The sequence below is a fragment of the Halosolutus sp. YCN4 genome (genome assembly GCF_059736495.1).
In genome coordinates, this window is the sequence record NZ_JCASSM010000002.1 from 101,270 (window position 1) to 127,384 (window position 26,115).

At 67.8% G+C, this 26,115-nt stretch carries 21 protein-coding genes; 8 read left to right on the forward strand and 13 right to left on the reverse strand.

Annotated features, from left to right (window positions below):
* Nucleotides 1-68: 68 nt before the first annotated feature.
* Nucleotides 69-1,943 (forward strand): acyl-CoA dehydrogenase family protein, encoded by a 1,875-nt coding sequence (locus AC6I6X_RS06715; RefSeq protein ID WP_497929748.1) that lies wholly within the window; start codon nucleotides 69-71, stop codon nucleotides 1,941-1,943.
* Here the strand turns inward: AC6I6X_RS06715 and AC6I6X_RS06720 are convergent.
* From AC6I6X_RS06720 to AC6I6X_RS06735, 4 genes are all read right to left on the reverse strand, one after another.
* On the reverse strand, nucleotides 1,940-3,292 hold the full coding sequence (locus AC6I6X_RS06720) for a cytochrome P450 (RefSeq protein ID WP_497929749.1): 1,353 nt from the start codon (nucleotides 3,290-3,292) through the stop codon (nucleotides 1,940-1,942). The genes AC6I6X_RS06715 and AC6I6X_RS06720 overlap by 4 nt on opposite strands.
* Before the next feature lie 144 nt (nucleotides 3,293-3,436).
* The gene (gene hjc, locus AC6I6X_RS06725) at nucleotides 3,437-3,955 is read right to left on the reverse strand and encodes a Holliday junction resolvase Hjc (RefSeq protein WP_497929750.1); all 519 of its coding nucleotides are present in this window, start codon (nucleotides 3,953-3,955) and stop codon (nucleotides 3,437-3,439) included.
* A gap of 43 nt (nucleotides 3,956-3,998) precedes the next feature.
* Nucleotides 3,999-4,811, reverse strand: a complete 813-nt coding sequence (locus AC6I6X_RS06730) for a CPBP family intramembrane glutamic endopeptidase (protein ID WP_497929751.1) — start codon at nucleotides 4,809-4,811, stop codon at nucleotides 3,999-4,001.
* Nucleotides 4,812-4,861: 50 nt separating this feature from the next.
* Complete coding sequence (locus AC6I6X_RS06735; RefSeq protein ID WP_497929752.1) at nucleotides 4,862-10,183, reverse strand: PAS domain S-box protein; 5,322 nt, start codon at nucleotides 10,181-10,183, stop codon at nucleotides 4,862-4,864.
* Nucleotides 10,184-10,384: 201 nt separating this feature from the next.
* Between AC6I6X_RS06735 and AC6I6X_RS06740 the strand changes: the two genes are divergently transcribed.
* The 3 genes from AC6I6X_RS06740 (at nucleotide 10,385) to AC6I6X_RS06750 (ending at nucleotide 11,852) form a co-directional block, all read left to right on the forward strand.
* Nucleotides 10,385-10,633, forward strand: a complete 249-nt coding sequence (locus AC6I6X_RS06740) for a HalOD1 output domain-containing protein (RefSeq protein WP_497929753.1) — start codon at nucleotides 10,385-10,387, stop codon at nucleotides 10,631-10,633.
* Between the two features lie 2 nt (nucleotides 10,634-10,635).
* Nucleotides 10,636-10,809: a hypothetical protein gene (locus tag AC6I6X_RS06745; RefSeq protein ID WP_497929754.1), complete on the forward strand. Its 174-nt coding sequence runs from the start codon at nucleotides 10,636-10,638 to the stop codon at nucleotides 10,807-10,809.
* 170 nt (nucleotides 10,810-10,979) lie between these two features.
* Nucleotides 10,980-11,852 (forward strand): PAS domain S-box protein, encoded by an 873-nt coding sequence (locus AC6I6X_RS06750; protein ID WP_497929755.1) that lies wholly within the window; start codon nucleotides 10,980-10,982, stop codon nucleotides 11,850-11,852.
* An 87-nt stretch (nucleotides 11,853-11,939) separates the two neighbouring features.
* On the opposite strand, the gene AC6I6X_RS06755 is transcribed toward AC6I6X_RS06750, so the two are convergent.
* From AC6I6X_RS06755 to AC6I6X_RS06765, 3 genes are all read right to left on the reverse strand, one after another.
* Complete coding sequence (locus tag AC6I6X_RS06755) at nucleotides 11,940-13,223, reverse strand: adenosylhomocysteinase (protein ID WP_497929756.1); 1,284 nt, start codon at nucleotides 13,221-13,223, stop codon at nucleotides 11,940-11,942.
* Between the two features lie 286 nt (nucleotides 13,224-13,509).
* Nucleotides 13,510-14,223 (reverse strand): hypothetical protein, encoded by a 714-nt coding sequence (locus AC6I6X_RS06760; protein WP_497929757.1) that lies wholly within the window; start codon nucleotides 14,221-14,223, stop codon nucleotides 13,510-13,512.
* A 152-nt stretch (nucleotides 14,224-14,375) separates the two neighbouring features.
* On the reverse strand, nucleotides 14,376-15,674 hold the full coding sequence (locus AC6I6X_RS06765) for an amidohydrolase (RefSeq protein ID WP_497929758.1): 1,299 nt from the start codon (nucleotides 15,672-15,674) through the stop codon (nucleotides 14,376-14,378).
* Between the two features lie 139 nt (nucleotides 15,675-15,813).
* Between AC6I6X_RS06765 and AC6I6X_RS06770 the strand changes: the two genes are divergently transcribed.
* On the forward strand, nucleotides 15,814-16,800 hold the full coding sequence (locus AC6I6X_RS06770) for a stage II sporulation protein M (RefSeq protein WP_497929759.1): 987 nt from the start codon (nucleotides 15,814-15,816) through the stop codon (nucleotides 16,798-16,800).
* Nucleotides 16,801-16,835: 35 nt separating this feature from the next.
* On the opposite strand, the gene AC6I6X_RS06775 is transcribed toward AC6I6X_RS06770, so the two are convergent.
* Nucleotides 16,836-19,493, reverse strand: a complete 2,658-nt coding sequence (locus AC6I6X_RS06775) for a heavy metal translocating P-type ATPase (RefSeq protein WP_497929760.1) — start codon at nucleotides 19,491-19,493, stop codon at nucleotides 16,836-16,838.
* Between the two features lie 229 nt (nucleotides 19,494-19,722).
* Here AC6I6X_RS06775 and AC6I6X_RS06780 point away from each other — a divergent pair, with 229 nt between their 5' ends.
* Together AC6I6X_RS06780 and hisG are read left to right on the forward strand one after the other, a co-directional pair.
* On the forward strand, nucleotides 19,723-20,391 hold the full coding sequence (locus AC6I6X_RS06780; protein ID WP_497929761.1) for an AIM24 family protein: 669 nt from the start codon (nucleotides 19,723-19,725) through the stop codon (nucleotides 20,389-20,391).
* Between the two features lie 151 nt (nucleotides 20,392-20,542).
* Entirely contained in the window at nucleotides 20,543-21,397 is an 855-nt protein-coding gene (hisG, locus tag AC6I6X_RS06785; RefSeq protein WP_497929762.1) for an ATP phosphoribosyltransferase, read from the forward strand.
* 70 nt (nucleotides 21,398-21,467) lie between these two features.
* On the opposite strand, the gene AC6I6X_RS06790 is transcribed toward hisG, so the two are convergent.
* Together AC6I6X_RS06790 and AC6I6X_RS06795 are read right to left on the reverse strand one after the other, a co-directional pair.
* Entirely contained in the window at nucleotides 21,468-21,887 is a 420-nt protein-coding gene (locus AC6I6X_RS06790; protein ID WP_497929763.1) for a DUF7344 domain-containing protein, read from the reverse strand.
* A 380-nt stretch (nucleotides 21,888-22,267) separates the two neighbouring features.
* Nucleotides 22,268-22,828: a TATA-box-binding protein gene (locus AC6I6X_RS06795; RefSeq protein WP_006671604.1), complete on the reverse strand. Its 561-nt coding sequence runs from the start codon at nucleotides 22,826-22,828 to the stop codon at nucleotides 22,268-22,270.
* A gap of 202 nt (nucleotides 22,829-23,030) precedes the next feature.
* On the opposite strand from AC6I6X_RS06795, the gene AC6I6X_RS06800 reads away from it, so the two are divergent.
* On the forward strand, nucleotides 23,031-24,155 hold the full coding sequence (locus AC6I6X_RS06800) for a methyltransferase domain-containing protein (RefSeq protein ID WP_497929764.1): 1,125 nt from the start codon (nucleotides 23,031-23,033) through the stop codon (nucleotides 24,153-24,155).
* On the opposite strand, the gene AC6I6X_RS06805 is transcribed toward AC6I6X_RS06800, so the two are convergent.
* The 3 genes from AC6I6X_RS06805 to AC6I6X_RS06815 all read right to left on the reverse strand — a co-directional run bounded on the left by AC6I6X_RS06805 (nucleotide 24,152) and on the right by AC6I6X_RS06815 (nucleotide 26,084).
* Nucleotides 24,152-24,589 carry an acyl-CoA thioesterase gene (locus AC6I6X_RS06805; protein WP_497929765.1) on the reverse strand — a complete coding sequence of 146 codons (438 nt, stop codon included), beginning with the start codon at nucleotides 24,587-24,589 and terminating at the stop codon, nucleotides 24,152-24,154. The two genes, AC6I6X_RS06800 and AC6I6X_RS06805, sit on opposite strands and share 4 nt — an antisense overlap.
* 82 nt (nucleotides 24,590-24,671) lie before the next feature.
* On the reverse strand, nucleotides 24,672-25,064 hold the full coding sequence (locus AC6I6X_RS06810) for a hypothetical protein (RefSeq protein WP_497930508.1): 393 nt from the start codon (nucleotides 25,062-25,064) through the stop codon (nucleotides 24,672-24,674).
* 6 nt (nucleotides 25,065-25,070) lie between these two features.
* The gene (locus AC6I6X_RS06815; RefSeq protein WP_497929766.1) at nucleotides 25,071-26,084 is read right to left on the reverse strand and encodes an AAA family ATPase; all 1,014 of its coding nucleotides are present in this window, start codon (nucleotides 26,082-26,084) and stop codon (nucleotides 25,071-25,073) included.
* Nucleotides 26,085-26,115 lie beyond the last annotated feature (31 nt).

Sequence of the window (26,115 nt, forward strand, 5' to 3'; positions counted from 1 at the left end):
ACGGTCGAGAACGGACGGCCCGTTGACTGTCTCCCGTTTTATTACCGATCGCGGACGATTGTCACGGTATGTCATCCGGGATCGACTACGGCCAGTTCGAGGAGGGCCGCGGCGTCAACTACTGGGCCCTCGATCGCGCCCTCCAGCGCGAACTGGAGCGGATCTACACCGACGCGGAGTTCGAGTGGGCCGAATCTCGATTGAGCGAGTTCGGCGAAATCGTCGGCCACACGATCGCCGACAACGCCGATTACGTCGACGACCACGGGCCGGAGCTCGAACTGTACGACAAATACGGCGACGTCCAGAACCACGTCCGCTACCCGGCCGAACAGATCGAGAACGAGCGGCTGACCTACGAGATGGGGATCGTCGCGGACGCCTTCGAGGCGCCGCCGGGACGCGACGAGCCGATGCCCCTCTCGCACAACCTCGCGATGCAGTACCTGCTGTGTTACGCGGACCCCGGCTTCGACTGTCCGGTCGCGATGACCGCGGGGGCGGCGCTCGTCCTCGAGAAGTTCGACGACGGCTCGCTGTCGGCGTACTACGACGGCCTGACCGCGCGCGAGTACGAGGACGTGATCGAGGGCGCGATGTTCCTCACGGAAGAGCAGGGCGGCAGCGACGTGGGCGCGAACGAAACCCGCGCCGAGTGGGACGAGGACGCGGCGTGCTGGCGGCTCACCGGCGAGAAGTGGTTCTGCTCGAACATCGACGCCGAGGGGACGCTCGCGCTCGCTCGGACCGACGACGCACCGGAGGGGACCGAGGGGCTCTCGATGTTCCTCGTCCCCCACGGCGATCCGGAAGGACGTCCCATCACCAAGGGCGATCGGGTCAAGGACGGCCCGCTCGCGCCCGACGCGGTCAACGACCAGCTCTACCGCCGGCTGAAGGACAAACTCGGCACGATCGCCGTCCCCACGGGCGAAGTCGAGTTCGACGGCGCGAAGGCCTACCTCGTCGGCGAGGAGGAGAACGGCTTCAAGCAGATGACCGAGATGCTCAACTTGGAGCGCCTCTCGAACGCCGCGGCCTCCTGTGGCATCATGGGCCGAGTGTTGCTCGAGAGCAAGATCTACGCCGCCAACCGCGAGGCCTTCGGCGACACGATCGACCAGTACCCGCTGATGCGCGAGGACCTCGTCGACATGACCGTCGATCACGAGGCCGCCCTGGCGTACGTCTTCGAGGCCGCGCGGCTCTTTTCGGAGCGCGAACGTGCGGAGCGGCGCGCGGAGCCGCGCTCCGCGGAAACGGCGAGCGGTGAAACCGCGAGCGCGGGCGAGGACGCCGAGGACGCGTACCGGCTGATGCGGCTGCTGATCCCGATCGCCAAGGCCCGCACGGCCCGGATGGCCGTCGACACGGCCTCCTACGGGATGGAGGTCCACGGCGGCAACGGCTACGTGAACGACTTCGTCACGAACCGGATGCTCCGTGACGCGCAGGTGCTCCCGATCTGGGAGGGCACCGAGAACATCCTCTCGCTGGACGTCCTCCGAGCGCTCGAACGCGAGGGCGCCCACGAACCGCTGCACGAGGCGATCGAGGACCGTCTCGAGACTGTCTCGCACCCGGCGCTCGCCGATGCCGCCGAGACCGTCGAGTCCGAGTACCACGACCTCGCGAACGCGCTGGCGACGCTGGCCGGCGAGGACGGCGAGTACGCCCAGCTCTCGGCGAAACGGCTCGCCCACTACGTTTTCGACGTCTTCACCGCGGCCCTGCTGCTCGAACAGGGCCAGGCGGACCTCGAAGACGGGAACGGGCGGATGGCCCTCGTCGCCCGGCGGTTCGTCGCGAACGAACTCGAGGCCCGGGACGCGCGGGGGATCACGAGCGGCGATCGGTTCGCGCTCGAGGCCTTCGAGCCGATCGTCCGCCACGCGCCGGTCGATCCCGAGACCGTCTCCGAGACGGTGACGGCCGACGATTAACGCCCCCCGTCGCGACGCTCGAGTACCATCGGCATCCCGCCGTCCGGATGCGCGGTCAACGATCCCCGGAGGTCGATCGGGCCCGAGTCGGCCCGCCGCAGGCGGAACTCGCGGGCGACGACCGCCGCGATGATCGGCGCCTCGAGCATCGTGAACCCCTTGCCGATGCAACTGCGCGGGCCGGCCCCGAACGGGAAGTAGGCGTAGGTGGGGTGGCTCGGGTCGATCCAGCGATCGGGATCGAACCGGGCGGGGGCCTCGAAGTGGCGCGGATCGCGGTGGGTCGCCCACTGCGAGAGCAGGACCAGCGACCCCGCGGGGAGCCGGTACCCCGAGAGTTCGACCGGCCGATCGACCTGACGGAAGAGCGCGTACACCGGCGGGTAGAGCCGCATCGTCTCCCGGAGGACGTTCCGGAGCGTCGCGAGTTCGCGAACGTCGGCCGCCGTCAGGTCGGTCGGATCGTCGAGCGGCGCGAGCAGGTCGTCGACCTCCTCGTGGACGCGCCGCTCGACGGCGGGGTGGTCCGAGAGGAGCGCCCACGCGTAGGTGAGCACCAGCGCCGTCGTGTCGTGGCCCGCAAGCAGCATCGTCAGGAGTTCGTCGCGAATCCCCTCGTCGTCGATCGCGCCGACCTCGCGGGCCCGCAGGAGGAGTGCGAGCAGGTCCCGATCGGTCTCCTCGATCCCCTCCCGTCGCCGCCGGTCGACGAACCCCTCGACGAGCCGCTCGAGTTCGGCGATCGAGCGATCGAACTCGCGCTGGCCGGCCGTCGGCACCCACTCGGGCACCAGGAGTCGCCGGGGGTCGGGTTCGAACCGGCGGCCGATCGGCTCGAGGAGGCGGCGAATCTGGCGCGCCCGGCCGGGGTCGAGGTCGATCCCGAACATCGCGTCTACGATGATCTCGAGGGTGGTCCGGGTCATCTCCCACTCGAGGTCGCGCTCGTCGCCGTCGGCCCACCGATCGACCATCGCGGTCGCTCGTGCGGCCATCAGCGGGGCCAGCGAGGCGACCCGATCGGGGGCGAACGCCGGGCCGGCGAGGGAGCGACGCTCGCGCCACGTCTCCCCTTCGCTCAACAGCAGCCCCTCGCCGAGGAGGTCGCCCAGCGCGTCGATCTGGAACGACGGTTTCGAGAAGGCCGATTCGTCGGTCACCAGGACGCGTTCCACGGCGGCCGGCGACGTGAGCAAGAACGTCCGGTTCGGGCCGAGATCGAAGGCCGCGACGTCGCCGTAGGCGTCGCGCAACTCCGTCACGAACCGGAACGGGTCCTCGGCGTACCGGGGGAGAGAACCCGCGATCGGGACGCCGCGCGGGCCGGGTGGACGGGAGTGGGAACTCATCACACGGGAGTAGGGCCGAATCGTAAAGAGGGTTTGGCCGCTCTCGGGGCGTAACGATCGGTTTCGGCGGTCTCGATCGGCGACGGATCCGGCGGCGAGTTCGTCGACGGACTCGATCGATCGGAGCCGAACCCGGGTCCCGGATTACTCGAGGATCCCAGCCGCCTCCTCGACGTCCATCACGCCCTGTTCGACCGCGTTCAGGACGCGAACGATCTCCTCGTCGGGGCCGGCGTCGGCCTCGTCGACCTCCGCGAGCGTGACCTTCTCGCTCTCGCCGACGAACTCCGGGAAGTCCGTCCCCTCCGCGAGCGCGGTCTCCTTCTTGACCCGGTAGTTGCCGCCGTCGGTGACGTGGAGGTCGGCGGGGTGAAAGAAGTACCAGTCCTCCCGATCGAACCGGACGCCGATACGGGGTTTCGCGCCGAAGTTGCGGGCGAAGTAGGTCAGCGCCTCGACCTCCTCGCCGGTGAGGTAGATCGGATCGCCGGCGCTCGATTTCGCCTCGATCGCGTAGAACTGCTCGCCGTCGCCGGCGAGCACGTCGGGGAGTTCGCGGTCGGTCGCAGAGCCGCTCGCGGGCGCGCGCATCACCGCGAAGCCGGCCCCGTCGAGTTCGTTGACGAGTTCCCGCTCGCGGCGGTCGCCCTTCGCCTGGGACATACCCGATCCTCACCGCCGGTGAATAATAAAGGAACGGACCCGACTACAGCGGGACGAACCCGACGATCGCACCGAGCAGCGAGGGTCCCGTTTCGGCGCCCTCGATGTCGTACTCGAGGGCCAGATACAGCAGGCCGAACTGAAACGCGTTGAAGGCCGCGTGGGAGGCGATCGGCACGACGAGGTTGTCGGTCCGGGCGTAGACGTAGCCGAAGATGACGGAGCCACCGAAGACGATCGAGAGCGAGACGACCGTCGCGAGCGCCGACTCGGCGAAGACGACGTAGACGGGGAAGTGAACCAGCGCGAAGATCGCGCTGGCGACGCCGACAGCCTGGAGCCGCGTGAAGGCCTCGTAGAGGCGCTTCTGGACGATATTGCGAAAGAGGAACTCCTCCGCCGGCGCGTTGAAGAAGACGACGATGAGGATCATGATCAGGATCATCGTCTGGTCGTCGTCGATGAACTCGAGGACCTGGCTTTCGGCGGCCGGCAACGAGAGGACCTGCACGAGCAACCCGACGACGAAGTAGAAGACCAGACTGGCGACGATGCCGCCGACGACGTACAGCCAGCCGCGCTTCGAGGGGAAGCGGACATCGACGTACGACCAGCCCCGGCCGGTCGCGGCCAGGTAGAGCGCGCCGGCGAGGACGAACCCGAGGAAGTTCAGGATCATGAAGACGGTCCGGGCTTCGATCGAGGCGTTCGCCGGCGACTCGAGGAGGGCGGGATCCAGCAGGAACGCCGGGAGCGTCGTAATCTGGGAGGCGAGGATACCGAGCGCCGCCAGTCCGATCGCGACGAGCGTCGAACGAACTGGCCCGTCCGTTCGTTGTCGTGGAGGAGTCTCCATGCTACGGGGTATGGACACCGGCTCCTTGTGCGTTCCTCTCCCGGCCCGACCTACGTCGCTTCCGAGCCCCGATCGCCGACGAGCGTGTGTCCCTCGCCCCCGAACAGTTCGGCGAGCAGGCGTTGTTGCCCGATCCGGAGGTGGCGGTTGACCGTCGGCTGGGAGACGTCGAGCATCGCCGCGACCTCCTCGCCCGTCGACGTGCGGGGCCACTCGAAGAAGCCGGCGAAGTACGCCGCCCTGAGCACCTCGAGCTGGCGATCGGTCAGCGGTTCGAGCAGCGCCGACACCAGTTCACCCCTGGTGTGCATCGCGCGCTCGACGTCGCGACGGCCGGCGAGTTCGACGCTCGGGTACGCCTGGGCGAGCATCTGGACGAACTCGCGGACGTCGGTCGACGGCGAGACGTCGACGACGACCTCCATCTCCGGCCCGGACGCCGTGATCGATCGCGGACTCGCGCCGTGACGGAGCAGTCGCGAGACGAGTTCGGTCCCGGTGACCGTCGCCTCGAAGAGACACCGACGGTCGGCCTCGGCGTCCGCTTCGTCGTCGGCGTCCGTCTCGGAGACCAGCCGCCAGTCCGTCACGGTGACGAGGTCTTCGAGGACCGACTCGACCGCGGCCGATTCCGCCCCGTCGGTCGTGAAGAACAGGCGAGTCTCGTCGGCCGAGTGGGAGGCGACGCCCTCGTAGGCGACGGTCGCGTCGGTCTCGCGGGCGATCCGCGCGAGGAAGGCGTCCGAGTCGTCGAACTGGAGCGAGAGTTCGAGGAGTACGTCGGCGTGCAGGGCGTGGCGCGTCTGGACGGCGGTGATCGAGTTGGCGATGTTCTCGCCGAGTTCCTCGAACACCGTCCGTTCGAGGTCGCCGAACGTGTCCGGTTCCGTGCCGTACACCGCCAGCACGCCGTAGGAGTACTCGTCGAACGAGATTGGAACGCAGAGACAGGACGCGAAGTCGCTGGCGAGTGCGGTCTTGCGCCACGGCTCGGCCTGTAGCTCGGCGACGACGTTCGAGACGACCGTCGATTCCTCGGCGAGCGCGGTCCGGACGGCCGGTTCCGGCCGCTCCGCGTCGGTCGACAGCGAGACGGCGTCCAGGTACGCCTCCCCGTCGCCGTCCCAGGCGCGCGGTTCGACCGCCGTCTCGGTGGCGTCGACGCCCCCGATCCACGCGAAGGCGATGTCGTCGGTGTCGACCAGCCGTTCGCAGACGGTCCGCTCGATCTCCGCTCGGCCGGTCGCGCGGACGAGCGACTGGTCGATCGAGCGGATGATCTCGTTGATCCCCATCTGGCGCTCGAGCCGTCGGTTCCGCGCCTCGAGTTCCGCGTCCCGATCGCGCAGGCTCGCCTCGCTCTCGAGGCGATCGAACGCGGCCTCGGTCGTCGCGACGAGCGTCTCGACCAGCCGTCGCGTCTCGTCGTCGATCGCGGACGGCTCGGCGACGAAGACGAACACGCCGTGGTCGCCGATCGGGACCAGCAGCCCGCCCGGCACGTCATCCCCGAACAGCGTGGAGCGATCGACGACCGAGACGTCGTCGAAGACCGTCTGCGTGCCGGTCACGAAGGTGTTCCAGAGCGCGGAGTCGTCGTCGCCGAGGGGAACCGGCGGCGTGCCGCCGCAGATTTCGGCGAACCCGTCGGTGCAGGAAGCCGGCTCGAACGCGTTCGCGTCCGCGTCGAGGAGGTAGACGCCCACGCCGTGGACGTCGAGGACCTCCGCGGCCGTCTCGACGACGAGATCCGCGACCGCGGACTCCGACTCGACCTGCAACAGCCCGCGTGCGGTCTCGTGGAGCGACTCGAGCGCGAGTTCGCGTCGTTTCCGGTCGGAAACGTCCTGTACCGAGCCCCGATACTTGCGGAGGATCCCGTCGTCGTCGTAGATGGGTTCGCCGATCGCCCGGACCCACCTGCTCTCGCCCGCGTCGGTCGCCAGCCGGGCCTCGAAATCGTACTCCGTCTCGGACGCGATCGACGACTCGATCTGGTCGCGAACGAACGCTCGATCCTCCGGGTGATACCCCTCGATCGCCAGTTCCAGGTCGGGGGTGACGTGGCTGGGCACGTCGTGGAGCCGATAGAGTTCCTCGGTCCAGGTCTCGGGCCGCTTGTCGTCCCGGACGTCCATCTCCCAGCCGCCGACTTCCGCCAGCCGCTGGACGCGCTCTAACAGGTCCGTCGTCCGCTCGAACTCCTGCTCTCGCTCCTTGCGATCGGTGATGTCCTGGATCGACCCGCGCACCGCGACGACCTCGCCGTCGTCGAACGCGCTCCCGGCTCCGGTCGATCGACGGCCCTCGTCGTCCTCGAAGACCGGCTGGGCCATCGTGCGCATCCACCGCACACTCCCGTCGGCCCGGAACATCCTGACCTCGAGGTCGTATCCTTCGCCGTCCTCGATCGCCCGGTCGACGGCCGAGACGACCCGCCGCCGATCGTCGGGATGGTACCGTGCGAGCGCTTCCCGCAGATCGATCTCCGTGCCAGGTGGCTCGTCGAACAGGCGGTTGAGTTCGGCCGTAACCGTCAGCTCGTACGGCTCGGTCGTCACGTCGAGCTCCCACCCACCGATACCCGCGATCTGCTGGGCCTGTTCGAGCAGTTCCGTCGTCCGCTCGAGTTCGCGCTCGCGGTCCTTGCGATCGCTGATATCGCGGACGACGCCGGCAGTGCCGGCGAACGAGCCGTCGTCGGACGGCAACAACGCCACGTGGTTCTCCGCCTCGATCACCTCGCCCCCGCTCGTCGGCAATTCCATCTCGAACGTCTGATAGGGGGTGTCGGTCCGGCGCAGGTCGCGGACCAGTTCCTGGGCGTCGTCGAGGTCACGCTGGCCCATGAACGACGAAACGTGCTCGCCCACGAGATCCCCTGGCTCGTATCCCGTCAGGGATTCGATCGCGTCGTTGACGAACTGGAAGTACCCCCCCTCGTCGAGCGAGTACACCGGATCACCGAGCGCCTGCACGATCGTCTCGTAGCGCTCGAGTTCGCGTTCGGTCTCGATCTGCTCGGTGATGTCGATGATGACGCCTTCGAGACTCTCGAACGAGCCGTCGGCGGCGTACACGCCGCGCCCCTGCTCGCTCACCCACCGGCGCTCGCCGTCGGCCGTCTCGATCGGGTACGTGACCTGGAACGGCTCCCGGTTCGCGAGAGCCTCCTGGACCGTCTCCCAGAGATCGTCCTGCCCCTCGAGCACGACGTCGGTCGCCCAGTTCACGTCGCCGTCGACCAGCACGTCGGGATCGTAGCCGGTGAGTTCCGCACAGCCCTCGCTGACGAAGTCGAACGGCCAGTCGGGTTCGTTCCGGCAGCGGTAGACCATCCCGGGGATGTTGCTCATCAGCGTCGAGAGCTGTCGTTCGCGGTCGCGGAGTTCCCGCTCGCGCGCTCTCCGATCGCTAATGTCCCGGGCGATGCCCGCGATCACCGGTTCCCCCTCCGGATCCTCGAGTCCGGACGCGACGAACTCGTAGGGGACTGCCTCCCCGTCACTGGTGAACGCCTCGCACTCGAGGCGGGTACTCCCCGTCTCCTTCGCTTCGACTATCGCGTCGGCGACCGCGTCCCGATCGTCCTCGGCGAAGAACTCGAGGGCGTGCATCGACGTCAGTTCGGCCTCCGAATACCCCATCGCCCCGACGAACCGCTCGTTCCAGCGCTGGAGGGTCCCGCCGGCGTCGATGACGAAGAAGACGTCGTCGAGCGCGTTCAACACGTCATCGGTGTACTCCCGGTAGCGCTCGAGTTGCCGCTCGCGTTCGCGGAGTCGCCGTTCGGTCTCCACGCGCTCGGTGACCTCCTGCTGGAACCCGACGAAGTGTGTCACCTCCCCGTCGTCGTTCTCGACCGGTGCGAGACTTACCTGGTTCCAGAACGGCGTGCCGTCCCGGCGGTAGTTGCGCAGTTCGACCGACACCGGTTCCTCCGCGTCGACGGCCGATTCGAGTCGCTCGACCGTCTCCGGGTCGGTTCCCTCGCCCTGGAGGAATCGACAGTTCCGGCCGAGAGACTCCTCGGACGAGTAGCCGGTGATCTCCTCGAAGGCGTCGTTGGCGTAGACGATCGGGTTGTCCGGCATCGTCGGATCGGTCATCGTGATCCCGACCGGGGCCGCCTCCATCGCCCTGTCCGCCCGCCGGAGTTCGCGCTCGTGCTCGCGGCGCTCGTAGACGTGAGACACCCATCGAGCGAGGAGATCGGCGAACGTCTTCTCCGTCAGGGAGAACGATTCCTCGCGGGGCTCCCGGTCTACGAAACAGAGCGTCCCGTACGGGTCGCCGTCGACCCGGATCTCGCTGCCGAGATAACAGCTGAGTCCCCACTCCTCGCGGGCCGGGTCGTCGGCGTACCCCTCCTCGGACGCGTGGGAGATCCCGAGCGCGTCGTCTGTCCCGATCGTCCGCCGACAGAACGTCTTCGATAGTTCCGTTTCGATGCCCTCCTCGACGAAGCCGGGTCCGACGGCGGTTTCGACCCGGTGGCGGCCGGTCGCCTCGTCGATGCGGGTAGTGAACCCGTTGGCCACGCCGAAGTGGTCACAGCCGAGTTCGAGCAACCGCTCGATCGTCGCCGATCGACTCAGCGACGGATCGGACACGATCCGGGAGAGTTCCTGCCTGGCGGCGTCGACGGCTTCGATCTCCCGTTCGCGTTCCGTCCGTTCGGTGACGTCGCGGCCCGTGACGGCCGCGATCGGGGCCCCGTCGGGACCCTCGACCCGCTCGAGGACGAACTCGTAGGGGACCGTCGCGTCCTCCGTTTCGATCGACACCTCGACGCGCGCAGAACCGGTCTCGATCGCAGCGTCGATCGCGTCGCCGAGCCGATCGCGTTCGTCGGCGGGAACGAACGCGGCGAGGTGGCTCGATTCGAGGTCGTCGTCCGCGGCCCCCGTGACCCGGGAGAGTGCGCCGTTCCAGCGCCGGAGCCCGCCGTCCCGCTCGACGACGCAGAACACGCCGGCGACGCCGTCGAAGAGCGCGTTCGCGTACGTTCGCTCGCGGTCGAGTTGCCCCTCGTACTCGCGGAGGGCGTCCGCGAGGTCCGCGACTGCCGCAGAGAGGCGTCCGATGTTGTCGGGTCGATCGGTCGGGAGGGTCACGTCGTCCGCACCAGTCGACAGCCGTTCGACTGCCGCCGTGAGATCCGCGATCGGGTTCTCGGGCTCGTCCTGTCGCGTGAGTCCGAGGATTCCGACCAGTTCCAGTCCGCCGAGCGGGAGGCCCGAGACGCCGAACCGTTTGAGCCCGATCCACTGGCCCGCAACGACGGCGACCGCGACGCCGATCGCCACGAGCCACAGTCGCCGGGCGGGAGTGCCGGTCCGCACCGACCACCGTGCCATCGTGTCACTCATGCCACCCGAGTCTACTGGCCGAATGCTCATTACAGTCGTGGATGCCACGAGACTACATGCCACACAGCGGGCGCCGAGCCACCGGACCGCATTCCTGTCCCACGATCGGCGCGACCTTCTATACATATAGCCACTTTCCGCGAGCCGTCGCTATACAGATAATGGACATTCCAATACCAGTCGTGGTCGTAGGAGACGATGATGAACGGCTCCACCATGACACGGCAGCGCAACCCGACCAGCGTCCGCGTCGTCGAGGCCATCGCCGACGCGACGAACACGGACGTACTCGACCTGCAGCCGCCGCTGTACGACGCGATCGATCCGAGCGCGCTCGACCAGTTGATCACGGGAGCGGAGACCGTCTCCGTCCAGTTCGACTACCAGGGGCACGCGATCACGGTCAGCGGTGACGGCACTATTGCGGTCGACGGTCGCGTGTACGACTGACGATGACGGACGGCGACCGACGCTCGACGGCGGTCGGCACCAACTCCCGGAACGGGTTCGTTCGTGAGACCTACGAAGAGTACGACGTCGGCTCGATTCGGGTCGGCATGATCGCCGACCCGGAGAACGAACACGCCTGGATCCAGTCCGACGTGACGATTCAAGTCCACCCGTAATCTGAGCCGCTGCCCCCGGTGCGCCGCCTTCCCCGTCCAGCGGTCGCGCCGACGCCCGAACGGTGCGGTCGATCGCACAGACCGGAGAACGCAGACAGCCGACGAGGCCAGGAGTCGCCGTCGTCGGCCGCCCGCCGCGGAACCCACCCCGACGGACACAGCACCGACACATGGCACACCCCGACTGGAACTCGACGATCCCCGATCGAGCACCGCCCCTGACGTCGATCACCGTCCACTACGCCGGCGGTACGTCGGACGACGACCGGCCGGTTCGAACGACCCTGACAAGCAGTGACGTGATCGAGATTCGAACCGGCCCGGGCGCGAGCAGCGGCCTCGACGGACTCGAGACGATCGACTGCGTCGTCGGCCACGCCGCGCCCGGATCGACGACCGGCGCCTCGCTCTACGAGACGGTCCGCGAGCGCGATCGCGAGTTGCCGGTCGTCCTCGTCACCGGCGCACAGCCAGACGACGTCGTCCCGGGACTCCGCTCGGATCCGTGGGTAGAAGTCGTCCGGCGAGACGCTGACGACGACCCCGTGCCGGCGCTGGAACGGCGGGTTCGCCGCCTCGTCGAGCATCGACAGCTCGTGCGGTTGTTGCGCCGGGGGATCGCCGCCGTCGAAACCGTCCACGACGGGACCGCGATCGTCGGCCCCGACGGAACCTTCGACTACGTCAACCAGTCGTTCGCGACGCAGTTCGGGTACAGTCCCGAGTCGCTGGTCGGGACCGACTGGCAGACGGTGTACGCCGAGGACGAGGTCGATCGGCTCGAACGGGAGGTCCTGCCGACGATCGACGACGGCTGGCGGTGGACCGGCGGCTGTGTCGGCGAGCGAGCGAACGGAACGACGTTCACCGCGAGAACCGGCGTGACCGGCCTCGAAGACAGCAGTTTCGTGATTGCCGTCCACGAGACGAGTCACGGCTCCGGATCGAATCCGGCCGTTCCGGTCCCCAGACGGCGGGAGCCCGACGGCGCCGGAGACTCTCGCGGTGCCGGCGGTTCCAGTACTTCCGGCGATTCGATCTGACGACCCGACCGCCAGGATCGGCGAGGCAAGAAGGAGAGCCGCCGATCACGTCGATCGGGCGGACAGACGGCTTCGGATCGAGCGGCGCTACGTCCCGTGGTCCCAGCTATCCATGTAGTCGCGCTGGGTGTCCGTCAGCGAATCGAAGTCGACGCCTTCGGCCTCGAGTTTGATCTCGGCGATCTCCCGATCGAGTTCGTCCGGGACGTCGTGGACGCCAGCCGCGTACGCGTCGCCGTTCTCGACGAGTTCGCGGACGCAGGCGGCCTGCACGCCGAAGCTCTGGTCCATGACCTCGACGGGGTGGCCCAGCGAGATCGGGGCGGCGAGGTTCACGAGGCGGCCCTCGGCGATCACGTTCAGCCGGCGGCCGTCTGCCATCTCGTAGGCCTCGACGCCGTCGCGGGCCTCGTAGCGATCGACCGCCAGATCGTCGAGCGCGTCGAGGTCGATCTCAATGTCGAAGTGGCCGGCGTTGGCGAGCAGGACGCCGTCGTCCATCTTCTCGAAGTGCTCCTCGACGATGACGTCCCGGTTGCCCGTCGTCGTCAGGAAGACGTCGCCGACTTCGGCTGCTTCCGACATGGGCATCACGTCGTAGCCCTCCATGTGGGCCTCGAGCGCGCGACGGGGCTCGACTTCGGTGACGATGACGTTCGCGTTCTGGCCCGCGGCCTTCTTCGCGACGCCCTTGCCGCAGTAGCCGTAGCCCGCGACGACGACGTTCTTGCCGGCCCACGAGAGGTTCGTGGTCATCGCGATCGAGGCCAGCGAGGACTCGCCGGTACCGTGGACGTTGTCGAACAGCCGCTTCATTGGCGTGTCGTTGACCGCGAAGACGGGGTAGTCAAGCGCCCCGTCCGCGTCCATCGCACGCAGTCGGTGGACGCCGGTGGTGGTCTCCTCGGCCCCGCCGACGATGCCGTCGATCAGTTCGGGGTAGTCCTCGTGGATCGCGGCGACGAGATCCATTCCGTCGTCGACCGTGATCGTCGGCTCGTGGGCGATGACGGCCTCGATCGCGGCGTAGTACTCCTCGTCGTCGACGCCGCGTTTCGCGTAGCTGGTAATCGACTCGTGGGCGTCCAGCGCCGCGCTCACGTCGTCGTGGGTCGAGAGCGGATTACAGCCCGTGACTGCCACCTCGGCGCCACCTTCCGCGAGCGTCTCGACGAGGATCGCGGTCTTGGCCTCGACGTGCATCGCCATCGCGATGCGCTCGCCCTCGAAGGGCTGGTTCGCGACGAACTCCTCGCGAACGGACTCGAGAATCGGCATGTGCTGGGCGGCCCAGTCCATCTTTCGGCGTCCCGTTTCTCGAGCGGACTCGGAATCGTCGAGTTGCTCGCTGATCGGGGGATACTCGCTCATGGGTCGACTGAGAGCGAGCGGGGCCAAAACGCTACCGAAGCGGACCCGCACGACCCGCGTTCACGGGCGATCGACAGCAGTCGCTCGACGTCGATCGGGTCTCGCAGAAAAATCGATTCGACCGGGACGCGGCACCCGCGTTCGATTGCCGATCGATCGCGAGTGCCGCGATACTGCTCGAAAACGGCGACGGCGGTTCGAATGGGGTGCCTCGGTGGTGGGTGGTGGATACGTGCCGTCGACCGCTATCGATCGTCTGGCTGCGTGGGTGGTGGATTGCAGTCGGTTACTGCCCGTCCGCATGGGCTGGCGGGCCGCCGGCGTCGCCGTCAGACCCGGACTCGTCGTCATCGTCCGAGTCGTCGTCATCGTCCGAGTCGTCAGCGTGCTCCGGCGGGTCGCCGGCGTCGTCGTCCGCGTCGTCAGGCCCGCCCGCGTGGTCCGGCTGACCCTGCGTGTCGTCACTTGGCGGACCCGCGTGTCCCGGTGGACCCGCGTGGTCGGGCGCGTTACCGGGGTTGTGTTCGACGACGAAGCCGGCGACTGCGAGTCCGAACGGTTCGTCGGTCTCGCCCTCGTTCTCCTCGACGAACTGTGAGACGAGCGCGCCGAAGTTATCCGGTTCCGCGTCGTCGGTCGGTTCGAGCTCCTCCGTCGTCTCGACCGTCTCGCCGTTGACGGTCGCCTTGAACGAGACGTTGACGCTCTCGTTACCCGACGGTGCGTCGAGGGTGAGCGTGCCGTTCTCGTCCGTCGCGTTCGTGTGCGTGCCCGCGTCTTCGTACGTCGCGTTCTCGTCGACCGTCGTCACGTTGACGGTCGCGTTCTCGACACCGCTGTCGTTCTCAGCGACCGTGACGACGACGTCGTCGCCGTCCTGTTCGACGTCGATCGAAGCCGTCGTCTCTCCGCTCGCGCTCATGGCTGCTCCCGGTAGCGCAAACACCGACAGCAGCATGACCGTGGCCAATGCCGTCGCGAATACTTTGTGTCTACTCATTACGATCGGGACATTCAGGGAGCCGTGAATAAACCCCGCCGGCAGTTCGGGAAGTTTGCGGATCGGCGAAACGGCCCGAGAATAGTTTATAACGTTTATCCAGCCCCGAGAGCGTTCAGATTTCGTTCACCGAGGTCGGCCGATCTGCCGACTCAGGACTCGGCCCGGGTCACCAGCGCCTCGGCTTCCTCGCGGGCCCGATCGCGAACCGCCGCCTCGTCGAGGGTCAGTACCTCGCGATCGCGCATGAGCACCTGGCCGTCACAGACGGTGTGGCGGACGTCCGCGGCCGCGGCCGCGTAGGCGAGGTGACTCACGAGGTCGTGGGCGGGCGTCAGGTGCGGTTTCTCGAGGTCGATCACCGCGAGGTCGGCGGGCGCGCCCGCCTCGAGACGGCCGGACTCGAGGCCGATCGCGTCGGCCGATGCGCCGGTGAGCATGTCGACGACGGCCTCCGCGGGGACGGCGCTGGCGTCGTCGGCGGCGAGTTTGCCGAGCATGGCCGCGTCGCGGGCCTCGTCTAACATCGAGAGGTCGTTGTTCGAGGCCGCGCCGTCCGTTCCGAGGCCGACGGTCACGCCGGCTTCGCGCATGCGCTCGACCGGTGCCATCCCGCTGGCCAGTTTCATGTTCGAGGCGGGACAGTGGATCACGCCCGTTCCCGCCTCGGCGAGCAGACCGATCTCGCTCTCGTCGAGGTGGACGCCGTGGGCGATGAAGTCCTCCGGTTCGAGCATCCCCTTCTCGGCGGCGTAGGCCAGCGGCCGTACCCCGTGTTCCTCGACGATCGGCGACACCTCGTCCTCGGTCTCGTTGGCGTGGTAGTGGAGCGGGACGCCGAGTTCGCGGGCCTCCGAGACGAACTCCGAGAGGTACTGGCCGTCGACCGTCGTCAGCGAGTGGGGCATGAATGCCGACGAGATCCGGCCGTCGGCCATCCCGTCGATCTCCTCGGCGACGGCGAGGCCCTCGCGAGCGTCCTCGCGCGCCTCGTCCTCGTCCTTGGCGACGGAGATCACGCCGTGCCCCAGGCGGGCGCGCAGACCCGCCTCGTCGACGACGTCGGCGATCGTCGGGACGAAGAAGTACATGTCCGCGAACGCGGTCGTCCCCGATTTGATCATCTCGAGGACGCCGAGTTCGGTCCCGGCCCGGACCGAGTCGGCCGTCAACTCGGCCTCGACGGGCCAGATGTCCTCCCGGAGCCAGGCGTCGAGCGCCTTGTCGTCCGCGTAGCCACGCAGGAGCGTCATCGCGACGTGACAGTGGCCGTTGACGAACCCGGGCGTCACGAGCGACTCCGTCGCGTCGAGCGTCTCGTCGGCGTCGGCCCCGAGGTCGTCGCCGATCTCTACGATCTCGCCGGCCGACCGATCGACCAGCACGTCCGCACGCGTCACCGTCGCGTCGGGTAGCAGTACCGTTCCGCCAGTGATTGCCAGCGTCGTCATTACCCGTGCGTTCTCACCCCAGATTCTTATAGTATCGATTGCGGGACCGGCCCGACTCTCGATCGCGCGCCGGACGGCCGCCCGTCGGGAGCGTCGTTCCGGGCCACGGACTTATCTCCGCATGCCAACAATACGGACCATGACCGATCGCGAACGCACGGACGACAACGGGCCCCGACGGTCGTCCGACTCCGGGTCCAAGACGCGAACGAAACAACCCGGGGCTCCCGGCGATCGATCGCCCGCCGAGTCCGGGGACGGGACCGAGTCGATTCCGATCGACACGCCCGCAGAACCGGATCCGGGAGCGGGGTCGGACGGGATCGGTCCGGGACCGGATCGCGGCCCGAACGCGATCCGCAACTGGACGGTCATCACCGCCGTCCTCGCGCTCGTCTCGGCGCTGACGGCCGTCGCCGTCGTCGCGATTCACGACGCCGCGATGCCCGCGTTCGGAGCGGTCGCCCTCGGAGTCGGCTTCGCGGCGATCGTCGCGGCCTCCCGGACGACTGCCACCGACGCGGTCGGGGTACTCGCCGACGGGTGGGCCGAACACCGGCTGTACGTCTGGTTCGCGGCAGGCCTGTTCGGGTTCGGGGCACTTCTCGGCGCTCTCCTCGTCGCGGCCGGGGTCGATCTGACGGACCTGCTGCTCGAGATGCTGATGGAGGAGTTCGACGAGGAGGAACTCGCCGGCGGGATCGAACTCTCGGCGACGTTCTTCATCACCAACAACACGCCGCCATTCCTGGCCGCGATCGTCGGCGCGCTCACGCTCGGGTTCGTGACCGCGGTCATCATGCTGTTCAACGGCGTCCTCATCGGAAACCTGGTGGTCGCGATCGGGCTGGAGATCGGCGTCGGCCCCATCGTCGCGCTGATCGTCCCCCACGGGATCTTCGAGTTGCCGGCGCTGTTCGTCGCCGCTGGCGTGGGCTTTCGGTTCCTCCACCGCGCCGGCCAGCGGATCGCCGGCACGCGTGACGCGCTGTTCACGCGACCCTACTTCGTCCGGACCGGGGCGCTCGTCGCCTTCGGCTGGCTCCTGCTCGTGCTCGCGGCGTTCGTCGAGGCCTACCTGACGGTCCCGATCGCGGAACTGTTCTTCCCCGAGCGGGCCGGGTAGCGCTCCAACGAGCCGAAAACGGATGACGAAGGGAGTTACCGGCGGAATCGATCGAACGGTCGCAGGACCGCGGGCCGGTACTCCTCGTGGGGATCGTACTTCGCGAACGCGAGACTGTTCGTCATCACGCTCACGCTCGAAGTGGCCATCGCCAGCCCCGCGAGCGCGGGGTTCAGGAGTCCGAGCGAGGCGATCGGGAGCAACGTCGTGTTGTAGACGAAGGCCCAGAACAGGTTCTGGCGCACCTTCGAGAGCGTCGCCTCGGAGATGCGGATCGCCTTCAGCACGTCCGCAGGGTCGTCGCGCATCAGGGTCACGTCGGCGCTCTCGATCGCGACGTCGGTCCCGGAGCCGATCGCGACGCCGACCTGGGCGGCCGTGAGCGCGGGCGCGTCGTTGACGCCGTCGCCGACCATCATGACCTTGGACCCGCCCTCCTGCAGGTCCTCGACGTGATCGGCCTTGTCCTCCGGCAGCACCTCCGCGCGGACGTTGTCGGGGTCGATCCCGACCCGCTCCGCGACCGCACGGGCCGTGCGCTCGTTGTCGCCGGTGAGCATCACGACCTCGGTGCCGCGCTTCCGGAGCGCGGCGACGGTCTTCGTCGCGCTCTCGCGAACCTCGTCCGCCACCGCGAGCGCGCCCAGCAGGTCGCCGTCAACGGCGACCGGCATCGCCGTCTTCCCTTCGCTCTCGAGTCGCGTCAGGACCTCCTCGGCCGGTCCGGTGTCGATCCCCTCGTCCTCGAGGAGTTTCCGGCGGCCGATCAGGACGGTCCCGCGATCGGTCTCCGCGCGGATGCCGTGCCCGGGGACGTTCTCGAACTCGCCGACGTCGCCGATCTCGATACCGCGTTCGACGGCCCCGTCGACGATCGCCTGCGCGATCGGGTGTTCGGACCCGGACTCGGCCGTCGCCGCCGCGCCGAGGAGGAACGACTCGACCGGCTCTTCGCGTCCGGCGAGGAGGCCACCGTCCGGTGCCGGCTCGCCGTCGCCACCGTCGGACCGCTCTCCCCCGTCGGAAACTGCCCGGGATTCGACCGGTACGACGTCCGTCAGCGTCATCTCGCCGTGGGTCAGCGTCCCCGTCTTGTCGAAGACGATCGTGTCGATGCCGCGGACCTGCTCCAGCACGTCGCCGCCCTTGAACAGGACGCCGTTGGTCGCGGCGAGCGTCGAACCGACCATCGTCGCGGCCGGCGTCGCCAGCCCGAGCGCACAGGGACAGGCGATCAGCAGGGCGGAGGCGAGCACGATCACCGAGAACTCCAGCAGCGGGACGCCAGTACCGCCGACCGTGGCGACCGCGGGGCCGCCCTGGACGGGATCGAGCAGCGGGATCCAGCCCCCGAGCGCCGAGGAGACGCCGTACAGCGTCTCGGGGAAGAGGAACCACAGGATCGACCAGAAGACGGCGTTGACGATCACCGCGGGGACGAAGTACGCGCTCACCGTGTCGACCAGCCGCTGGATCTCGGGCTGGCGCGACTGAGCCTCCTTGACCCGATCGACGATCTGCTGGATCGCGGTCTCGGAGCCGACCTTCGTCGCCTCCACGAGGAGGACGCCGTTCTCGTTGATCGTCGAGCCGACGACCTCGTCGCCCTCGCCCTTCTCGACGGGGACGGACTCGCCGGTGAGCATGGACTCGTCGACCGCGCTCTGGCCGTCGACGACTACGCCGTCGGTCGGGATCTTCTCTCCCGGCCGGACCTTCATCACGTCGCCCGGTTCGACGTCTTCGAGGGGGACCTGCTTCTCCTCGCCGTCTTCGATTACGGTGGCCTCGTCGGCCTCCATCTGCAGGAGTTCGCGCAGGGCGCTACCGGCGCGAGCCTTCGATCGGACCTCGAGCCAGTTCCCCAGCGTGATGAACCAGAGGATGAAGGCGACGGCCTCGAAGTAGAGACCGGCGCTACCGACGAGGCCGACGAGGGCGGCCGTACTGTAGACGTAGCCCGCCGACGACCCCATGGCGACCAGCGTATCCATGTTCGCCCGCCGGTTGTGGGAAAACGCGCGGTAGGCACCGACGAGGAACTCTCTGCCGAGCGTCGCCATCAGGACCGTCGCGATGGCGAACTCGATCCAGCCCAGACCGACGCCAGCGATGGTCTCGGGGAGGGTCACGAGGCCGAACATCGCGAGCATGATCGGCACGAACGGGAGCGTCAGCAGACCGCCACCGACCACCAGTCGGCGCTGTCGGCGCAGTTCCTTCTCGACGGCGCGCTCGCGTCCGCTCTCCCCGTCCTCGCCCCCGTCGCCCTCGTCGCGAACCGGTTCGTAGCCGGCGGACTCGATCGCGTCGTGGATCTCGGACAGCGAGACGTCGGCGGGGTTGTACTCGACCCGGGCCTCGTCCGACGCGAAGTTCACGTCCGCCCGGACGACCCCGTGCAGGGCCTCGACGGCCTCGCCCACCGACTCCGAACAGGTCGCACACGACATCCCCATCACGGTGATCGTCTCCGTCGCCGCCGCGGCCTCGTAGCCGGCCGACTCGATCGCGTCGTAGATCTCGGCCAGCGAGACCGCGTCGGGGTCGTACTCGACGGTCCCTTCGTCGGTCGCGTAGTTCGCGTTTACCGACTCCACGCCCTCGAGAGCCGCCACGGCGTCCTCGACGCTTCCCGAACACGTCGAACAGGACATCCCCGTGATCTCGAGGTGTGCTCGTCTGGTGGTCATGTCTGTGCGATCGTAGGGGCTACACGTTCAAGCGGGTTGTGACTTGCATACGGAGACTATTTCCCCGCTGGACTTTCGAATAGAAAGCGAAATCCGTGGTCGAGTTTCGTGGCGAAAGCTACACTCGCGAGATCGGCAATAGCGTACGACTCGGACAGTAACTGAAGGAATTATAGATACCGATACAATTTAGACGACGCTCTGTGAACGGCCCTGGCAGAGCAACAAGATGGATCTCGACAAATTTGTACAGGCGAACGCGCCAGAAGAGGGAGGAAAACGATTCGAACTGGAAAACGAGAAGCTACTCGACATCGATCTGGACGGAACGGCGATACTGAAGGCGGGATCGATGATCGCCTACACCGGGAACGTCTCGTTCACCGGCAAGAGTTCGGCCGAGGGCGGGATCTCCGGATTCCTGAAGGAGAAAGTGACGAACGAGGGAACGCCTGTAATGGAGGCCGAAGGGACGGGACACGTCTACGTCGCGGACCAGGGGAAGAAAATCCAGCTTCTCCATCTCGACGCGGGAGAGAAAATTTCGGTCAACGGAAACGACATCCTCGCCTTCGAATCGCAGGTCGACTACAGTATCGGAACGGTCAGTAGCATCTCGGCAGCGTCGTCCGGCGGGCTCACGAACGTCTTCCTCGAAGGCCCCGGAAGCGTGGCGATCACGACCCACGGCGACCCGCTCGTCCTGGCCCCACCGGTCAAAACCGATCCCGACGCGACCGTCGCGTGGAGTGGCTCGCTCTCGCCCGGCGCGAGCCGGAATACGAATCTCGGAGATCTGATCGGACAGTCCTCCGACGAGCGGTACCAGCTCGACTTCTCGGGAGACGAAGGGTTCGTCATCGTGCAACCGTACGAGGAATCCCAGCCCCAGCAGTGACGGATTCTGCGGCGCGAACGGGGGCGAGCGTCGCGCTCTCGAGCGGCGGCGAGATTCGAACGGGACACCAACCCGCGGACCGACGCTGACGGGAGCAGCGGTCCCGTTCGGATGGAAAGACAAATCCCGGCCGGCCCCGAACACCCGGCAAATGCGAATCGCCGTTCCTAACAAGGGCCGCCTGCACGAGCCGACGATCGACCTGCTAGAGCGGGCGGGACTCCACCTCGAGAACGGTGCCGATCGGAAACTCTACGCCGACACCGTCGATCCGGACGTCTCGGTGCTGTTCGCCCGCGCGGCGGACATCCCCGAGTACGTCGCCGACGGCGCGGCCGACATGGGCATCACCGGCTACGACCAGGTCCGGGAGGCCCGCGTCGACAACGTCGCGGAACTGCTGGACCTCGAGTTCGGCCGCTGTCGACTCGTCCTCGCGGCGCCCGAGGACGGCGACATCGGCGCCGTCGAGGACCTGGCGGGCAAGACCGTCGCCACCGAATTTCCGAACATCACCCGCGACTTCTTCGCGGATACCGGCGTCGAGCCGGACATCGTCGAGGTCTCCGGCGCGACGGAGCTGACGCCCCACGTCGAGATGGCCGACGCGATCGTCGACATCACGAGCACGGGGACGACGCTGAAGATGAACCGGCTGGCCGTCGTCGAGGAGGTCCTCTCGAGTTCGGTTCGCCTCTTCGCCCGCGAGGACGTTCGCGAGGACCCGAAAGTTCGGGAGGTCCGGACCGCACTTTCGTCGGTCAAACACGCCGAGGGCAAGCGGTACCTGATGATGAACGTTCCCGAGGACCGGCTCGACGACGTGCGCGAGGTCATCCCGGGGCTCGGCGGGCCGACGATCATGGACATCGCCAACGGGGGCGAGGAGAAACTGGCGGTCCACGCCGTCGTCGACGAACGCGACGTCTTCGAGACGATCACCGAGGTCAAGAAGGCGGGAGCGAGCGGGATCCTCGTGACCGAGATCGAACGCCTGGTCGAGTGAGACGCGGTCTCCGCGTTCGAGACGCGACCGAATCGACGCTCGCCCCGATCGCACCGACGAACGGGGACGACTACTCGGACCGGACGGCGGGGCGTTCGAGGAAGGGCTCCCCGCCGAGAGTCGATTCGACCGCGGCGAAGTTCGCGCCCGACGAGACGACGCCCTCGGCCCGATCGTACGTCACGATCCCGCAGGACTCGAGCGTCGGCAGGTGCGTCCGGTGAAGCGAGACGTGGACGCGCTGGCGAAGTTCGTGGAGCGTCGTCACGGCCGTCGCGTCGTACTCGGCGTCGGCGAGGCACGCGACCAGCCGCTGGACCGTAATCGGCGCGTCCGCAGTGTGCACGCACCGGACGATCGCGCGCCGCCGGTCGTTGTCCAGGACGTGCCGGAGGTCGTCCTGCGAAAGCGATCGGCGGCGAACCGGGCCGGTACTGCGGGAAATCGGCCGGTTCGAACCGGGATGCGTTCCGTCGGAGTGGATCGTCATGGGCAGGTGAGACTCATCGTTTTCGACCCGATAAACGGGGTTGCTCGTTTCGACGATCACGACCAGTTTCGACGAGTATCACCGGATTAAACGGATCTAAACGCACCATAATCCGGGGGAAGCGACGAGAAGTCGACTACAGGGAACGCGGCTGCGACCGGCGTCGGGACCTGCGTTGCGGCTCGAGGCGAGCCGCTGGCGTCAGGCGGACGCGAGAACACACGCCGAAAACCGTTTCTACCGATCAGCCGGGCTTCACAGTCGGATCCAGGCCGATCGAGTCGCCGACCGGCGAACGGAACCGGACCCACCGCGAGTGCGGGCGACAGCGCTGGTGGCGTCGGTTCGGGCCCGTCGCGACCGAACGGAGCGGCGCGTCGTTACTCGAGCAGGCCGAGGTCCTCGAGTCGCGAGACGATCTTGTCGACGGCGTGTTCGGCGTCTTCGGGCTTCTTCCCGCCGGTAATGACGAGTTTCCCGGAGCCAAAGAGCAGGGCCACCACTTCGGGTTCGTCGAGGCGATAGACCAGACCCGGGAACTGCTCGGGTTCGTACTCGATGTTCTCCAGACCGAGGCCGATCGCGATCGCGTTCAGGTTGAGGTTCCGTCCCAGGTCGGCCGAGGTGACGATGTTCTGGACGACGATCTCGGGGTCCTCGTTGACCTGAATCTGGAGTTCGCGGAGCTTGTCGAAAACGATCCGCAGGCTCTCGTGCACGTCGTCGGTGCTCTTGGCACCGGTACAGACGATCTTCCCCGATCGGAAGATCAGCGCGGCGGATTTGGGGTTCTGGGTGCGGTAGACCAGCCCGGGGAACTGCTCGGGATCGTAGTCGGCCCCCTCGAGGTCCATCGCGACGCTCTGGAGGTCCAGTTCCTGTCCGATACCGGTCGACGCCACCACGTTTTCGATGTTTATGGTGTCCTTCGGGTCCGTCATAAGTCGCTTAAAAAGACGTATTTAAGGTTTATAAAGGTTAGTACCGCCACCTGATATATCCGGTTTATACGTCCGGTCGGCCTGTACGGGTACAGCGAAATTACCCCGGCACACCGACTGAGACGGCCAGTCCACGGTGGCGGTGACGGGAAAACTTCGGGAAAGCGGTAGGCTCATACTCGATCCGCGGCGACGAACTGACGTGTACCTCCTCGAACTCGGCGGCGAGGACGACGCCTTCGCGGCCCACGAGGCCCGCAGTGCCGCGGCCGACGTCCGCCGGATCGCCCCCGGACTGGCCGTCGCGAACGCGATCGATCCGGCTCGCGTCCGCGGACTCGCCTACACGCACCGCGCGAGCGACCTCCTCGGGCGGACCGACGCCAGCCTCGAGAGCGCCCGGGCGCTCCTCGAGACGGCGCCGATCGATCGCGAGGGGACGGTCGCGGTGCGCGCGACGGACGTCCACGGCTCGACCGGCGTCAGCACCGAACGCGCGGAGCGCGAACTCGGTCAGGTGCTGGTCGATCGCGGCTTCGGCGTCGACCTCGACGACCCCGACCACCTGCTGCGGGCGACGTTCTCCGCGGGTCGTCTCGCCGATCCCGGAGCGAACGCGGCCGACGAGACGGGCGACCTCCTGACGCCCGCCGACGGCGACGAACCGATCGGCGAGCGCGTCTCGGTCTGTGCGCTGGGGTGGCTCGCGGCCGAGAGCGTCCGCGACTTCGGAACCCGCGCGCCCACCGACAAACCGTTTTTCCAGCCCGGCAGCATGAACCCGCTTCTCGCGCGGGCGGTCACGAACGTCGCGGGTGCCCGCCCGGGCGCGACGATCCTCGATCCGATGTGTGGCACGGGCGGCGTACTCGTGGAGGCCGGCCTCGTCGGCGCGGACGTGATCGGCACCGACGCGCAGTCGAAGATGGTCGACGGGGCCAGCGAGAACCTCCGGCACTACCTCGATCGCGACGAGCCATCGCCGATCGACGTCGACCGGGGATCGTGGCACGTCGCCCGCGGCGACGCGACCCGCCTCCCGCTCGCGGACGACGCGGTCGACGGCGTCGTCTTCGACGCCCCATACGGCCGCCAGTCGAAGATCGAGACCCACCGCCTCGAGGACCTCGTGGCGGGAGCGCTGTCCGAGACCCGCCGCGTCGCCGATCGCGCGGTCGTCGTCGCCGATCGATCGTGGGCCGGGGAAGCGAGAGCGGCCGGGTGGGAACTCGAGGCGGCGTTCGAACGACGGGTGCATCGATCGCTGACCCGGTACGTGCTGGTGCTGTCGGCGGGGACAGAATCGCGAAGCGCCGGCCGATCCTAGGATTCGTTCTCGAGCGCTCGCTCCCGTAACCGCCTCCCCTCTTCGCTCTCGACGGTGAGTTCGGGCACCGGAACCGGCTTCCCGTCTCCGTCGATCGCGACGAACGTGAACGAGGACGCGGTCGTCTTCTCGGTCTCACCCGTCCGAGGCTCCTCGCGCCAGGCCTGCAGGGCAACGTCGACACTCGATCGCCCCGCATCGTAGACGTACGCCTCGACGAGCGCCGTGTCGCCGATCCCGATCGGACGTTCGAAGTCGAGTTCGTTCACCCGCGCGGTAACGCAGGTCTCGCCCGCGAAGCGCATCGCCGACATGGCGCTCACCTCGTCGAGCCACTTCATGAGGTTCCCGCCGTGGAGCGTGTCGTTGTTGTTCGCGTGGTTCGGCTGGACGCGGAATCGATTTCGGATGTGCGTCTCCAGGACTGTCGGCATACAGCCACGTGGCCCTGCAGGAAGGAGTAGCTAGCGTCGGTCCGGATCAGACCCGAGACCGGCGGCGGTCGACCGATGGCCGTCACTGGTCGGGTGAGTGGCGGCGGGACGTGGCCCGACCGGCGATTCCCGCACCGGCCAGACTCGCACCGATTCCGGCGAGACAAACGAAACCGTCACTGGCAGCGCCGGTGGTTCGAAGGCCGACAATCGTGACCACGCCGATCACCAGTGCGGCGACCGGGCCGCGCCAGAGCTGATCGATCACGGCCGGGCCGAGTCGACGGAGCACGTATTCACTCGCCAGGAACGCGATCGCTAGCGAGCCGATCTCGAGCGGGGAGTAGCCGACCAGGTCGAGCGCGGGCGGGCCGCCGATCGCGATCACGAGAAGCACCTGGATCGGGAGCGCCGCCCAGATCCGATCGCTCCGGCCGAGAGCGCCATCACGCCGTTCGGCGACGGCCGTGTTCACTGCGGATCACCCGGCTCCCGCGTCCCGGCCCAGCTCCGCCAGCAGGTGCGAGACGTGGACCCGATCGCTCGTCCCCTCGTGCATCTCGAACTCGACGTCGGCGGCGAGGCGATGCACGCGAGCCAGTTTCTCGCCCTGGTACCGCTTGCGAGCGACCGCGAGGATCAGGTCGAGGACTTCCTCGCCGTCGAGGCCCTCGTCGACGAGCAGGTCGTCGAGGGTGCTTCGGGCGTCCGTGAAGTCGCCCACCTCGGCGTCGTCGAGCATTTCCTCGACCTCGTCGTCGAGGCCGACGTCGCCGATCGTCTCGTAGGCCGCGCTCATCGTCAGTTCGCCCGCGTCCTCGACGGTCGTCTGGGCGGCCAGGATGGCCTGCCGGAGGTTGCCGTTCGCGTAGCCCGCGACGAACTCGAGACCGTCGGCGTCGTAGTCGACGCCCTCGGCCTCGACGATCCGCTCGAGGACGGCAACTGTCTCGCCGCTCGAGGGCGCGCGCAGGGAGACGGGGAAACAGCGCGATCGGATCGGCGGAATGAGCTTCGTCGGCTGCCGGGTCGCGATGATAAACTGCGTCGTCCGGTGGTGTTGCTCCATGATCCGGCGCAGGGCCTGCTGGAAGTCCTCGCGGACGTCCTCGGCGTTGTCCAGCAGGATCGTCTTGTAGTCGCCCGAGACGGGTGCGTAGCTGGCGGACTCCTTGAGGACGTGGTTGATCATGTCCCGCTTGGACATCGACGATCGGCCGACGAGGAACGAGGCGAACCGGGGATCGTTCTTGATCTCGGTTTTGGTCCGGCCGAAGAAGTCGGCGACGTTGATCTCGATCAGGTCGTTGTCAGGGTCCTCGTGGGCCTCGCGAGCCAGTGCGCGCGCCGCCGCCGTCTTGCCGCTCCCGGGCGGCCCCTGCAGCACCAGGTTGATCGGCTCCTCGACGGCTCGCTCCAGGTACTCGCGAGCGTCGTCCTGTGGCAACTCGGCCAGCTCCGGGGCGTGGGTGTCGGTCCACAGCGGCGCGTCCATCGCCAGCGGATACGAACGGGACGGGTAAGAA

Bases quoted from the DNA above. Each gene is read 5' to 3' on its own strand.
- AC6I6X_RS06715 (WP_497929748.1), top strand. From the start codon at position 69: ATGTCATCCGGGATCGACTACGGCCAGTTCGAGGAGGGCCGCGGCGTC.
- AC6I6X_RS06720 (WP_497929749.1), bottom strand. From the start codon at position 3,292: ATGAGTTCCCACTCCCGTCCACCCGGCCCGCGCGGCGTCCCGATCGCG.
- hjc (WP_497929750.1), bottom strand. From the start codon at position 3,955: ATGTCCCAGGCGAAGGGCGACCGCCGCGAGCGGGAACTCGTCAACGAA.
- AC6I6X_RS06730 (WP_497929751.1), bottom strand. From the start codon at position 4,811: ATGGAGACTCCTCCACGACAACGAACGGACGGGCCAGTTCGTTCGACG.
- AC6I6X_RS06735 (WP_497929752.1), bottom strand. From the start codon at position 10,183: ATGAGTGACACGATGGCACGGTGGTCGGTGCGGACCGGCACTCCCGCC.
- AC6I6X_RS06740 (WP_497929753.1), top strand. From the start codon at position 10,385: ATGAACGGCTCCACCATGACACGGCAGCGCAACCCGACCAGCGTCCGC.
- AC6I6X_RS06745 (WP_497929754.1), top strand. From the start codon at position 10,636: ATGACGGACGGCGACCGACGCTCGACGGCGGTCGGCACCAACTCCCGG.
- AC6I6X_RS06750 (WP_497929755.1), top strand. From the start codon at position 10,980: ATGGCACACCCCGACTGGAACTCGACGATCCCCGATCGAGCACCGCCC.
- AC6I6X_RS06755 (WP_497929756.1), bottom strand. From the start codon at position 13,223: ATGAGCGAGTATCCCCCGATCAGCGAGCAACTCGACGATTCCGAGTCC.
- AC6I6X_RS06760 (WP_497929757.1), bottom strand. From the start codon at position 14,223: ATGAGTAGACACAAAGTATTCGCGACGGCATTGGCCACGGTCATGCTG.
- AC6I6X_RS06765 (WP_497929758.1), bottom strand. From the start codon at position 15,674: ATGACGACGCTGGCAATCACTGGCGGAACGGTACTGCTACCCGACGCG.
- AC6I6X_RS06770 (WP_497929759.1), top strand. From the start codon at position 15,814: ATGACCGATCGCGAACGCACGGACGACAACGGGCCCCGACGGTCGTCC.
- AC6I6X_RS06775 (WP_497929760.1), bottom strand. From the start codon at position 19,493: ATGACCACCAGACGAGCACACCTCGAGATCACGGGGATGTCCTGTTCG.
- AC6I6X_RS06780 (WP_497929761.1), top strand. From the start codon at position 19,723: ATGGATCTCGACAAATTTGTACAGGCGAACGCGCCAGAAGAGGGAGGA.
- hisG (WP_497929762.1), top strand. From the start codon at position 20,543: ATGCGAATCGCCGTTCCTAACAAGGGCCGCCTGCACGAGCCGACGATC.
- AC6I6X_RS06790 (WP_497929763.1), bottom strand. From the start codon at position 21,887: ATGACGATCCACTCCGACGGAACGCATCCCGGTTCGAACCGGCCGATT.
- AC6I6X_RS06795 (WP_006671604.1), bottom strand. From the start codon at position 22,828: ATGACGGACCCGAAGGACACCATAAACATCGAAAACGTGGTGGCGTCG.
- AC6I6X_RS06805 (WP_497929765.1), bottom strand. From the start codon at position 24,589: ATGCCGACAGTCCTGGAGACGCACATCCGAAATCGATTCCGCGTCCAG.
- AC6I6X_RS06815 (WP_497929766.1), bottom strand. From the start codon at position 26,084: ATGGACGCGCCGCTGTGGACCGACACCCACGCCCCGGAGCTGGCCGAG.